This window comes from Undibacterium sp. 5I2 (assembly GCF_035019605.1).
Lineage (GTDB): Bacteria > Pseudomonadota > Gammaproteobacteria > Burkholderiales > Burkholderiaceae_D > Undibacterium.
Genome location: NZ_JASJVS010000080.1, coordinates 1 through 14,412, shown reverse-complemented (window position 1 = coordinate 14,412; position 14,412 = coordinate 1). Strand labels below are relative to the sequence as shown.

At 54.0% G+C, this 14,412-nt stretch carries 4 protein-coding genes; all 4 read right to left on the bottom strand.

The window, feature by feature from the left end; all coding sequences use genetic code 11:
• The coding region (locus tag QN359_RS18150; protein ID WP_323493300.1) for an Ig-like domain-containing protein at positions 1 to 2,504 on the bottom strand (2,504 nt) is incomplete at its 3' end.
• 43 nt (positions 2,505 to 2,547) lie between these two features.
• A complete protein-coding gene (locus QN359_RS18145; protein WP_322250770.1) occupies positions 2,548 to 10,107 on the bottom strand; it encodes an OmpA family protein in 7,560 nt (2,519 codons plus the stop codon).
• A gap of 205 nt (positions 10,108 to 10,312) precedes the next feature.
• On the bottom strand, positions 10,313 to 13,186 hold the full coding sequence (locus QN359_RS18140; RefSeq protein WP_322250769.1) for a hypothetical protein: 2,874 nt from the start codon (positions 13,184 to 13,186) through the stop codon (positions 10,313 to 10,315).
• A gap of 198 nt (positions 13,187 to 13,384) precedes the next feature.
• Positions 13,385 to 13,963, bottom strand: coding sequence for a hypothetical protein (locus QN359_RS18135; RefSeq protein ID WP_322250768.1), 579 nt, complete (start codon positions 13,961 to 13,963; stop codon positions 13,385 to 13,387).
• Between the last annotated feature and the right edge of the window lie 449 nt (positions 13,964 to 14,412).

Genomic DNA, 14,412 nt, shown 5'->3' with positions numbered 1-14,412 from the left:
GTGTTGGCAATTGCGGCCCCGCTCACGGCATCTCTGGCAAACCCCTCCAAGACAACCGTTGCTATCCCATCGCCAGCAACAATCTTGCCACCAACGACGCGCACACCGGAGGTCATCACACCGATGGGTGAGGTATTTTTCTTAAATGTATACCGAGCCGGACTAGGCGTATAGCCGTTGAAACTGCCGGACAACAAGCTACCATTAGCAGTTACGACGGTCGAAAAACGTACACTGTCGCGCAGACTGGTCGCACGCACGCTGCAAGTACCACTGGCATTGGTTCTGCAGATCGCATCGTTACCGCTGGCAACGCCAGCAAATTCGACATCGAGCGTGACCCCGAAGTTGACATCGACGCCGCTGACCGGACGGCCCGCGCCGTCACCGATAAACGCTTCGAGTTCATCATAGGCCAGACCGTCGGCTAAGGCATTATCTTGTTTGACTTTGACACCCGAATGCAGCGGATCGAAACTGCCCGGTGCGATGAAATTGACATCGATAGGCGCAGACTGGTAAGAGACACCGCCATAGGCATGGGCTGTGAGCAGCGGCGAATTGTCTTCGGCCAGCGTTACCGTGACCGGTATCCGGCCCGCTATCGTGCTGGTGATATTGGCCTGACAGCCTCCGGCGATATTGGTTAAGCACGAGGTACTGCCACCGGCCCAAGTGAAATTGATCTGTTTGGATTGGTAGGCGCTGTTAGTGTCGTTATTGGTATAGACATGCACATCGAGCACGTCTTTAGCAATGCCATCGGCGGCCTGATCATTGGTCACCACACGCACGCCACCATTTTTACTGCCGGCGGTGACAGTCAATGGCGAGTTCCGCGGCACAACCGTGCAGGGGCCGCTGATGGTCAGATCGGCGCACGAGGTTGGGGTCTGATAAGAACCCGGTATGGTACCGACGACGTCAAACTGGAAATGACATTTTTGGCCAGGATAAACGGTAGCCGATCCGGTGAACGACCAGGTTTTACCGGAGTACTGAAAGCTCAAACCAAGACAGGTCGACGATGCATTCGGGTTGCGGGCAAAATCCGCACCCGCCGGCAAGGTACCGCTGTATTTGGACCAAGTATTTGGCAATCCAGCTCCGCCGCCCGTTTGAAACTCGGAAACATAGGTACTGTTCTGATTCACCGCTATTCTGTCAGGGAAATAGCCATTATTTGTTGGCAAAATAACTGGCGGCGCGGTGTTGCCGGTAACGGTCAAGGGACTGGTCAGGGCAGTGCTGCCGCAGTTCGCGCCTATCAAGGTGACATCGGCACAAGTGTACGTACTCGAATAAGCGCCCGGCGTATTACTGGTGACATTGAACTGAAAGCGACAATCGCCGCCAACTGGTATTGTCGCGTAGCCGTCAAACCACCAGGAACTGCCGCTGGTATGAAATGCCAGACCAGGACAGCTCGAGAATACCCCCATGTTTTGCGCAAAACTGACGCCAGCAGGAAGTGTGCCGCTGTAGCGCGAGATGGCACCAGTATTACCGCTTGTCAACCGAAAAAAAGAACGATACTGACTGATCTCATTGACCGGAATCGTATTGGGGTAATAACCCCAGTCCCCAACAACCTGCGGGTTCGGATTCGGGTTCGGCGGCGGCGTGATGCTGGCTGGGGTAAATTCAAAATTCGCGGTCTGACCAGTGATGCCGTAAAGAGGAATGCTTCCGTACACCACGTATTGCTCAGAAACCATGTTGGACGAGGTTCTTCCAGCCACGTTACTGACCAAAGACACGCGACAACGACCATCGCTACCGGTAACGCATCGACTCATACCACCGACAAAAGTATACGGGCCTCCGGTAAAGTTGACACCAATACCCACCAGTGGCAGTCCGCTACTGGGGTTATGGGCAAAGGCCTCTAACACGATCTGAGAGCGGCCATCGGCCGGCACGCTGGCATTTCCAACAACACGCACGCCAGAGACCAAAGCAACGATTGGCGGCCCCGGAGGTGGCGAGAATGGCGCTATCACTTCTAAAGTCGTGGCAATGGATGTGCCGACACAACTGCCGAACTGCGTCTGAACGTCGGAACACCCAACGATTGCTGTATAGGTACCGGCCGTCGAACTCGTTACATTAAACCCGAACTGACAGGCTTTCCCCAGGGGAAAACTGACTGCACCAGAAAACCACCAACGGTTACCGGACTGGTTAAATGACATCCCACAATCTGACGATGGATTGCTGTTCGCCGCAACAGTGACACCCGCAGGAAGCTGTCCGCCATATCGGTATAAAGTATCGACGCCATTTCCTGAAACAGACGTATAACCAACGCTGAAACGTGAAGTTTCATTTATCGCTATTCTGCTTGGATTAAACTGCGCCCACGCTCCCCCCATCGTCCCCAACAATACCAACGCCAACATCATCTGCGCCAACATTAAGCGCTGCGTCAGCAAGAAGCGGCTGTACCATGCTGCCAGTAAGGCACCGATCGGGACAAGGTTCGCCCAATGTATCGTTTTCATGATTACCGTCCTTGCTAACAGATGGGTGGCGAATGCACTGTTGTTACTTACTCTCATAACCCGTTACTTCGATCTCGACGCGGCGGTTTTTAGCGCGCCCGGCCGCCGTCGCATTGCTGGCTACCGGTTGATCTTCGCCAAAGCCCTTGGCTTCGATCCGTTCCGCTTTGATACCTTGTTCAATCAAATAAGCACGCACAGTATCGGCACGGCGTTCCGACAGACGTTGGTTGTAATCATGATCGCCACGTGAATCGCTGTGACCCATGGTGATGACGACGTCGTAATCAACTTCACGCAAACGGGCAGCAAAGTCATTGAGCTCACGCTTACCTTGCGGCTTGAGGGCAGACTGGTCGCTATCAAACAGTGCGTTAGCTTGGAACGTCGTTTTGCTGCGCAATGGTGTCGCCACCGGTGGCACCACTTCTTCTGCTACCGGCTGCGGCACTGCGACCGGTTCGGGTGCCGGTACCGGCGCTGCTTTGACTGGTACTTTCACCGGCGCTGTAACAGGCGCAAAGCCGAGCGCAGTTTCATCGAACTTGAAGCGCAAGCGCAGGTACACGCCTTTGCTGGTGTATTCATTACCGGTCAAATCGCGATCGGTCAAACCGACAAAGTTGTAACCGCCCGAGAGCCACAGATTTTTATACACTTGGTAACCGATTTCCAAACCTGCGGTTTTTTGCAAAGAACCACCTTTGCCATACATCACGCCAGCCTGTACGCCGATATCCCAATCCTTAGTCAAGTCGCGGGTGTACCGACCCTGCAACAAATGCGCCCAGTAAGTACTGTCGAGCGTACCGTCGCTGGCCTCGGCCACTTTAGCCGCATAGCGCGCGGTCAGATAATTACCGCGTGACGGGTTGACATTCACATTGGCCGAAATAATGTCGGTGTTATACGTGCCTGGCAAAGTGATGTTACCGCTGCCGCCGAAACTGCTGGCACTGGCCAGACCAGCTGCATCGGCCGCCTCACCGACGCGCTCGGTTTTATGTTCGTAGCGCGCCAAGGCATTCCATACATCTTGATCGACCGGACGATAGGCGACACCGACTTGATTGCGCATCAGGGTCAGATCATTGCCGGCATTACTACCCTGACCTAGACTTTGGCTGTAAACATTGCGCGTCAATAAACTCCAATCAGGATTGATTTTGTAAGCAAAACCGGCACTGAACAAACGGGTATTGGCATCATCACCATTGCGGGCTTCGGCAATACCGCTGGCCTTGACACGGTCACCGAGATACTCGACCCCGCTGATGAGGGCCGTCGAGCTGCCCAGCGCACCAGACTGGCCGGTACCGGTATTACCGCTGTTACCGTAACTGCCGAGATTACTGACACGTTCCAGCCCACCGGTAACACTCCAGCGCGAATCGAGCTTGAAGGTATTGCGCACACCGAAAGCCGCTTGGGCACCACGACCATCAATACTGTCGGTCAGACGGTATTCGTTATACACGCGGCCCCCTTCCATATAATTACTTTCCACCCCAACGGTACCAACATTGCCGGCTTGGGAAGAATTCAAGTTATACGGACCCTGCAAGCTGGAAACCAATTCATACCGACCATATACCCGGGTCTTGTCGGTGACGGCGTAATTGCCGCCCACGGCCACCACGTGGCGATCAGAATGGTTGATATCTTGTTCGCCTTCGATGAACACTTGCGCTTGCGGCACGCTGGCCAACTGTGTACTGACGCGCAAACGCACGGTGCTGACGCTGTCATCACTGGTGCCAGTGGTGGTGGTGTTCTGGCCGCCGGCCGCGTCAGTGCTGCCCGAGATACCGTTATGCGTCGAAATCTGACCATAGTCGAAACTCGATACCGCACCGGCATTCGATTGACCATGACGCACGCCCAGTTCGGCAACCGTGCGTTCACCAATTTTTTTCTGCGCGCTGACACTGATACCGCTTTGCGCATCATCAGCCAGCGCATCTTTACTGTACAAGGCTTCGCCGCGCAGTTTCAAGGTGTCGTCGAGTTTCAATTCGGCGCGCACAGCGGCGTCGATCCGACCGGCCGTGGTCGAGGCACCGGGGTTATCGAAATTTTGGCTGGTCTTGCTGGCCAAAGCAGCGATGGCTAACTTCTCATCTTGGTAGCGCAATTCCAAGCGACCGGCATTGCCGCGACCATTCAAATCCGATTCAGTACCAACCACTTCCGCCGCCACCGAGGTATGCTCACCCAGGCGTGCCAAGGCAGTCGCAGCGGCTAACTTGCGTTGGTTTTCCGGATTTTTATCGACACTCGCGACTACCCCAACTTGCAACTGTTCATTGACTTTCACCTGCACATCGGTACCCGCCACGGTGAATTCCGGACCACCGGTATCGACTTCATAAGTGACACGTATCGATTGCGGATTGAGATTAAGATCGACCGACGACACCGCTTGGGTCAACAACAAACGACGCGTCAAAGGTTCTATCGTGTAGTCGACAAAACGCACGAGCGCAGTTTTTTGCAAGATCACATTGGCTTGATTGCGGTCGCGTACCAAAATCTCGACTTGCTCACTGTTTTGTACAAAGTCACCACCATTACCGCGCAAGAAATACGGCCCGGAAGTACCGACCGAACGGAACTCTTCAACTGCCTGAGTTTGGCTGGTGCGTGACAGATAGCTGGTGGCACGGACATTACTGTCTTCATACACATTTTTCACACCAGTCAAAGAACGGTTGACCTGGCTTAACTGGCGCACTTCGCCGCTGCTGGCGGTAGTGAAATCACCATACAACAAATACGAGCGGTTTTTATCGATACGCACATACAGCTTTTGCGTACTTTGTGCATCGAAACCCTTGACCGAAGAATCGCCATACACTGGGTAAAACTCATCGGGACGGATATCACGGAACAAGCGTTCTTGTTCGGTTTTATCGGAATCAAACGAGGCCGTCAGCAAGTATTCGCCCTTCACCGTCCCCTTAAAGAAGAAGGCGCTGCGACCGGAAACACGGCTGTTATCTTTGCTGCTGCTGATACCGCTCAATTCAGTTTCAAAGGCTGCTCCGGCCGGCATGGCACCGAGTGCGAGTTTGCCGCGGTTAGTCAAATCAAGCACACCTTCAACAATACCGACACCGATCATCGGACGCTTTTCCGCCAACAGTACAATCCGCAATTTTTGCACGAAATTACCGCTGGTAACACGCACGCGCATGGTACCGGGTTCGGCCGGCGGCACAATTTCGAATTCCGCCGTACCACCTTCCATAAACACTTGGGTGCCTGGCTCTTTGCTATTGAGATCAACGGCCAACCAACGACCACGATCGGCTTCTAATGTCAGTGGTGCACGCACCGTGACTGGCACACCGTTGGCATCGGTCAAACGCACTTTGATACGAATCGGGGTGCGCGCATCGGCCACCGCTGTTTCCGGCGCTTCGAGAGATAACTTGCCCAGTTTATCCGGCGCGATCAAGTTGATTTTACGGCTATCGCGGACATTGCCGAATTCATCGACTTGTTCCAACAACAAACTGTTCGAACCGGCGCGTAAGCTGACACCGATGTATTCCCAGGCCGTGACTTTTTTCGATGGCAAAGATGCTTTTTTACCGACCCGACGATCATCGACCACCTGCTCGTTGACAGTCAGACGCAAGCTCGCACCGATATCGCCTTTGACGCGCACATTGGTGGTACTCGAAGGCAGGGTATCGCCATCTTTAAGTCCGATAAATTCCAGGCTATTGTTTTCTAATTTCGGTAACAACACTTCCAAGGTTTCCGCTGGAGCTGCTGGCAATTGTGGGAACACCCCAGGTTCTGCGGCACCGCTCAGTAGCTTACTGGAGGCAAGGTCTGACACCGACTTTGCCGCGTTGCCCGACGGTGCACCCGACGAGGTCAAGGTGCCACTGAGATTACCGGCCGAGGAACCGACAAAGCTACTGCCATCAGACGGTGCTTGTGGCAATTTGATCATAGCCGCGGTAGATGTTGTTGGTGTGCTGGCGAAGCCGGCACCGGTCGCGCCACCGATCTGGCCGCTGGCTGGCAAACCACGCAAATCACCGGCTACAATAGGCAAGCCTTCAGGGTCGAGACGGCTGCGAACTTGCGCTTCCATTTCGACATCAGGATTGGCGACGATGGCGGCGCGGCGCGCTTTGACTTCGTCCATCATTGCCGCATCATCGCAATTGGTGACGATGAAATTGGCTTTGTGGAATTCGCCTTTTTTCAAATCAAGAAAACGACTCTCCGGTGCTTGGGCATTGCGGTTATCGAGCACTTCGAGGCGTGCACCGGATGGCAAACTGCTTTGATCCAAACGCAGTACATGGGTCACTGGCTTCAAACCATACAGGCTCCATTTACCTTCGATATCAGTAATTACGCTGGTACCATTTTCGAGGAACAAACGCACCCCAGGAATGCCGATTTCTTCCGACTGTTCGGTGGTTTTTTGCTTACCGTCGCGCTTGCAATCGAGGTACACCTTACCGAAAGCGTAGGCATCATCGGCAAACACACCGCCGCTGATCAGTGTTTTCCAGCTGGCCAAATTCGATTGATAGGTGCCCGATACCGCACTGGCACGGTTAATCACGGTGCCATTGGTAGGCGCACCGACGCCAACACGGACGCGATAGCGCACCACGGCATTGTCGCCCGGGGCCAGAGTCAGGTCGGGATAGCTGAATTTCAAACTCGGTCCGGCACCACCGGCCGGATCAGCCGGTGGCAGGCCATTAAGCCGCGCACTCTGTTTGATATATGCCAAACCAGGTGGCAAGGCATCGGTAAAGCTGACGCCGTTCAAGGTGACGCCGGTTTTATTACTGAGCGTCAGTGCGTAATCGAGGAAATCGCCTAATTCAGCCTGTACTTTATTACCTTCTTTTTTCAATACCAAACCAGTGGCACTGCCACGATCAAGCGGAATATGGTTATTGACCACATCACAAGTCTGCCCATTCGCACTCGATACGCCCATTTGGAAACCGAAGTAATAATCGGTCGGGTCACTGTTTTGTGGAATCGTGGTGTTCGCTACCACGGGGCCACACTTGCCATACACACCCGGTTGGACGCTGATCACTTGCGACGGCACGACGTAACCACTGTTCGGCGGCGGTAACAAGCTCAGCGTATAAGTTGACAAATCTTTCGGTGACTGCAAAGCGAACTGATAACTGCCGTCGGCACCAGTGGTCATGCTGACGCTGCCATCGGCATTGAATGCATAGGCTGGGCCAGCATACAGATCGGTGGCACTCATTGGTGACAGCGAGCGGCCAGTCGCCGTGCGTGCCAAGGTAACCTTGACACCGGCCACCGGCAAGCGTGTGCTGGAATCGTAGACATAACCGGTAGGCGCGAGCAAAATACTGTCGGCCGTGGCAGAGACGGCATTGACCAGCATATTCGCAGTCGGATTGACGGCATTGCTGGTGTACGAAGCGGCCCAGGCTTTATTCGAAAGAATGCTGCGCAAACCGACCGATTGCGGCTTCTGCGTCAAGCGCACGGTCAGCGTGATGGTTTCGGTTTGATTGGCCGCTAATGCACGGTTACCATCGACCAAGCTCAGACCAACCGCGGTCGGCACACTGGCCGCCGCATTGGCATTGTTGATGCCGGCGCGATCGCAACTGGCACTGCCGGTGTAGTTCGAGGCGATGTTTAACAAGCCTTTTTGTGCCACCGGTTTACCAACGATTTCCCAAGATTGAACCTGACCGTTAGGCTTATCCATACCGAAGGTGCAATTCAAATTATCGAGCAGACGCACATTCGGTGCCGCCGACGAACCGCTGTTACTGATGGTAAAGGTATAGTCGAGTTCGACCACGCCGGTGCTGACGATACGCGGTGCCCCAACGGTTTTTTCCAAACTTAATTTCGGCAATTGCGTGAGGATAGGCGTGACCTCGCTATTATTGGTAGGGTTACCATCACCATCCGGATCCGGGTCGCTGCCATCGGTAGAGTCATCGCGCGCCACCACCACGCCACCCGCCACGGCAGCCGCCGTCACGCGTGCCTGATTATACAAAGTGGCCGTACTGCCGCCGGTATTGAAGCGCACATCGAACTGTACTGTCGAGCTGGCACCGACCGGCAGCACCGCGCCGGGTGCCAGCAGTTTTTTGTGCGTACCTTGACCGGTAAAGCTCAACAACGGTTGCAACACCACGCCTTGTACGCCATTGGCTTGTTGATTGTTGACGCCCAAGGATCCGGCGACAATCGTGTATTGATTCGGACCCGGCACCGTCTGCGCGGTATACGTTCCGAATTGGCCCGCGCCTGTGCCTTCGATCAAATCACTGATTTGCACATCGTAGAGCGGTGCCGTGCCATAATTTTTCACCAACAGCGTAAAGCTGACGGTGGCAGTGCCGTCGGCATTGCCATTGGCATCAACATTACTGCGCGGCACGCCGGCGGCCTTGGCCAAGCCTATGCTGTTGAGTACGCTGGAAATCACCACGGTATTGGAATTGACGACGACCGGATTACTGCCATCGAAATAATACGATTGTGAGGTATTGCTGATATTGCCAGTCACCATCGCGCGCACGGAAAAATTCATAGTCATGATTTTCGGCACTGGGACGCCAGGCGCTAGCCCGATCGCCACTTCGACGGCGGCCGCACCGGCATCACTGGTACGGTAGTTGAACGGCGCATCACCGGCAACACGGAACAAGCGCAGCGCACCGGTGACATTGGTCTGCAAGCTGGCAGAGTTATATTGCGTACCAACCGGCACGACGTCACTGAGCAGTATCAAACTTTGCGGCATGCCATTGACCGTGATCGCTGTTGCCAAGGCTCCGGCACTGGCGTTCGGCTGTGCGATTTGGCTGCCTTGGCTGTTGGCCGTCACAGTAAACCCGATATCGCTGACGCCCGGAATCAGCAGGCCGGAATAACTGGCGGATTTGGTCAAACTCAGCGCAGCATTATTCCCCAGCGTGATCAGGTCGCTGCTGCTGGCACTCACGCTTTGCAAAGCAGTCAGAGCACCGAGGGTCACGCAGGCGACACCCGAGGACTGGCTCGGCGTCGTGCCGCTTATCAGTAAATTCATGCTCGCTCCGGCAGCCAAGGTAACCACCCCGGCGCTGTTGAGCGTGAGAGTAGGCTCGCCGGGATCGACGACGCCGTTATTGTTAATATCACGCACCACCTTCAAGCCGCTCACCACCAGCGCGCCACCGGCTGGGCAAGTGCCGCCGCCATTGGCCAAACTGAGCGTGTAAGAGGAGCTGGTGTTACCTGTATTGCTGAGCAAATGCGAGATCGTCACTGCGCTCACCGGTGGCCGCGTCAGGCTCTGACTCGGGCTCAAGCTGAGCGCTTCAACCGACTGTATTTGCGCTTGTACCGTATTGGAATTGACGGTTTCCGGCTGCGTAAAGCCGGCCGGTATGTAAGTCGCCGTCGCTGTCGCGCTGATGCTTGCACCTCCGGGTGCCGGCGTGGCATGCGCACCCGTCGCAAGCACGCACAGTGCAAAGAAGAGCAGCAACACGTGCTGCAAGAAGCGGGCCGACTGCTGCCGCGCTTGGATGGCAAATACAGGAATGGGGGCGAGAAGTTCAAACACGAAATTTTCCTTTTACGACCATGGCTAGGTGGCGAGTGACTCTTTTTTCTATGCTGGCCGCACACATTCCGGTCAGCAGAGAAAAAAGTAGGGTGCAACGAGCTGATGGCCAGGATTTTCATCCTGGTCCTCAGTACCAGCCGGGTTGCCCCGGCTGCTTATAACGGGCTTTTTGTTGATCGGTTTTTAATCGATAATGGGTCGCTTATTTATCGATTTCGACTGCGAAATCGAGTTGCAAACTAGCGCCAGGTGGAACCGCATTAGTCGTGCTGCCGCAGCTGACCGTGGTACGCTTGGAACCGTCGTAGGCCACGCTGTCGCCGCTCATTCCTTTGGCCACACATTGCACCGCAGGTTGAGTTGGGCTCAGGGTAGTGTAGTTCGGCACCGAGTCATTAATCGTCAAGTTGGCAATTGGAGCAACGCCTTCATTGACGGCAATAACACGATACAAAACACACTGACCAGGTTGGGCATTCGCAATCACACTCGCACTGTAAGTACCACTGGCAACACCAGAACAAGTCGGATCGAGCAATTGCGTTTTGCTGACACGCATTTGACCGGTAACAACAGTCGTGGTATCCGTCACTGATGTTGGTGCGCAAGAAGCCGTGTCAAAGGTCGCCACGATTCTCACCGTGTTTTGATCACCGACCAGCACGCCACCCGGAGCAAACATCTTGACCAGGATTTTTTGCTGAGCGCCTACAGCCAGAGTCAAAGGAGCACTCGGATCGGTGAGCAAAGTATCGCCACTATCAACTTGACCATTACCATTGACATCGAGGTACATCACCGAGATCCAACCGGCTGCAACAGCAGCTGGGCTTTGCTCAGCACTCAATTTGTAGCTACCACATGCCAAGGTGCCGATATTGCTCAATACATGCGAGTAAGTCACTGTCCCAGCCGGGGCAATCTGACCGGATTGATCCGGCGAAAGTGTGGCGGAGTAAGCGATGCCGGTATTGGTTACCTTCACTGCATCAGTGATGATATCGCTGACAGTTGCACCGGTAGAAGCAGGTGCTTGTGAAGTTACTTTGAAGTACACAGTTGTGGTCGCTGCAGGTGCACCGACTGGTGGTGTCACACAAGCATCAACCGGCGTTTGCGTACCTTTAGCAACCGCGACCGACGTCACCGCCGCACCGGAACACGAAGCACCTGCAGTAACAAACTTAACCGTCCAACCGGCTGGCAAACCACCCGAGAAACTCGGTGTTTGACTGCCTTCGAGCTTATAAGTCTGGTCGATGGTGTCGCTGTTTTTGACAAACAGATGGAACACCGTGCCGGTACCGGCTTCGGTAGTCATGGTGGTGGTGGCCAAAGGACTAGGGCCTGCACCCAAATCGCCATTCCCAACGGAACCGACGCCGCTACCTGTGGCGGTGTTAGTCAAATCAACCAAGATACCGGTGACTTGTGCCAACACGTCTTTAGTCGCATCGAACTTTTTGCTGTCACCAGCAGAAACTGCACGCACGATCAACTCATATGGACCACTGGCTGGCGCAACGTTGCCAGGAATCGTGGCGCGTACCACGATATTGCGGCTACCGCCGACATCGATCACACCAGCGTCGATCGTGCCGTCGCTGTTGGTATCGAGCAGAGGTGTGCGGCCATCTGATGCATAGAAGTTGTAGACGGTGCCACTAGGGAAAGTGGAACTGGCTACCGACAAGTTGAATACGTCAGCCGCATTACCGCTGTTGAACAATTTACTGGCAAACGCCACACTGCTACCAACTGCTGCGCTCGGGACCGTCGTCAAATCTGCTGGAGTAGCATTCGGCGTACCGGCCGGGCTATCGAGCGAGGCGGTCAAGCTACCTGTGCTGCTACCCAAGACCACACCAAACGTTGGGGTGACGGTAAACACGGTTGCATTGGTCGAAGAACTGCCTGGTGGCGCAGACTCCGGCGTTTTAGTCGAGCTGATCGGATCATAGGTCGCCGTATTGGTGGTCGAAGTGATACCAACGGTGGCGGTTTTATTGACCAAAACCACGAAGCTCAAACTGCCGGAAACGTTCGGACCGACATCATCGACCAAGGCCGATACTTTATTACCGGTTTGCACGTAGTTGATGCCTGGTGCTTGCGCTTCAGGACCAATCCCTTCTTGCAAAGCCACGCCGCTGGCACCGCTCCATACTGCCGAACCGGTAACATACGTCATCCCAGCCGGCAAGGTATCGCTCAGGTAGAACTTACCTGAGGACGCACCGGTATTGGTATAGTTGATCGTATAGACCGTGTATTGACACTGATCGCCAGGCGTGATGGTGGCAAACGCAGTGGCGCAACTGGCACCCGAACTGGTCGGGCCACTGATGCTGGCCAACGGCCATGGTTTGCCACTTGGTGCAGCCACGCTCGGTGCAGCCAATGCCTTGGTCGCACTGAAGGCGGCCGCAGTGGTGACACTGATGGTATCGGTATTTTCGCGGAAATTCGGAGCGTAAGTGCCGTAGAAAGCCGTGCTCTTATTTTCCGGTTCAGCTCGCACAACAGCGGTATTGACCGCACCATCGGCTGCCGTACCCGGTACGGTATACGCGACGACAAATTTGAATGTGCCGCCATTGCCGGCTACGGTTTGCGGTGTGATGGTACAGACACCGGTGGCGGTGGCAGTACACAAAGGCGTGGTGGTATCGGGCATGCCGTTACCATCGACGTCGTTATACACTTCCACTTTCGTAAACGAATAAGCACCAGCTTTACCAGTAACATTGAGGGTAAAGCTGTCGCCACCGTTACCGGTATTGGTCAAGGTATGCGCGGCATACACGGTACCGCTGCTGGCCGCAGATTTAACGTTGTCGATTTCAAGTTTGAACGAACCGACTTGCTGTACCAAGGTTTGTACCAGATTCGACGAAGCCAGTTGAAAAGCACCGCTGGCATCGACGTAAGCGGCAGTCGCCTGGTTACCGATAGGGGTATTCGCTGGTGGTGGTGCGGCCATTGCACCGGAGGCGGCACCGAGTAATATCAGTGCCGATCCCCATTCCGCGGCAGCCCGGATGGGCCTGCGACGATGTGGCATTAACGTGTTCATATGAGTTACTCCAAAAAAAAACAATTGTGAAAAACGATAGGCAATTAGAATGAAATCCAGACCTCTGTAAGTTAATGAAAAAATGAACGACACTATGTCTTCGCTTGCCCTAATCTGCTGCAAACATCAAGCATCACGCTGCACTTGCCGCTTCACTGAGTGCCGCATCAAGTGCGGCATACCGAACTGACAAGGAATTTATTTTTTAGTCGGCAGTACTGCCGGAGTATTCGGTGCCACCACCGGCACATACACCTGCACACCAACCCGCAGACTGACCGTGGCTTTGCCATGCGCTGGCAATTGCCCCAACTGCCAGTTCACTTTGCGATAGTCGGCATACGGGCGCGGGGTCGATTTACCGGCCACCAGATGCATCAAAGGTTCGGCAGCAAATTCGCCATTCTTGGCAGCGGCTTGCACATTGACATTGGGCTTGGCGCTATGCGGCAAGTACTCCAAACCTTCCGGCACCGGCAGCGTTGCGATAACGCCATTGACCGGCTTGTCGGTACGGTTGGTGTAAACCGCGCGATATTCGATGACATCACCAGGCCGGATGCTGTCGGCCGAGCTGAAGTGCTCCTTGCCATCGGCCGTTTTTGTGACTTTTGCTTGAATCAATTCCACAGTCACAGCCGACTCGGTCGTCTTGCCAGTTGCTGCGCTTTGCGCCTGCGCAGCATGCATACCGAGTGCCAACAGACTAGCTATCCCCAACTGTAAACAGAGGGAAACAGTCAATCCGGACAACTTACGCGTGAGAAAATTTTTCATACGATTTTCCTTCTGTTGAGGTCAATATTGAGGTCAATATAGTGTTAAAAAATGCAACTTCTGCTTTTTCAGCATAGGATAAAAAAAATGCGCGCTCTTAAAATAGTGGCTTTTTGTAATTGTTTTTTTAAAAAGAGTCGCAAAAAAGATACAACATCGATGTGTCAATAAAAACACATGATAAAATTTTCATGGTATAGTTAAAAATCTTAAAATTATTTTTTTAGATTTTAATGTCTTGCGTGGATGAAACGTCCAGAAGCCGCGCATAAAAAAATGAAAAATACAAAAAGCCCGCTCGGGCTTAACTGGCAGCAATACACGCCGCCCCTTATCGCCTCCTCCCACACCTTCCGTCACTCGCAGCCGTCTAAAGTTTTACCGAGTCAATATTGAACACCATCAACCGAGGTGCGTATTATTATTCGTTTTCCTCAGCTTTCAAAGAG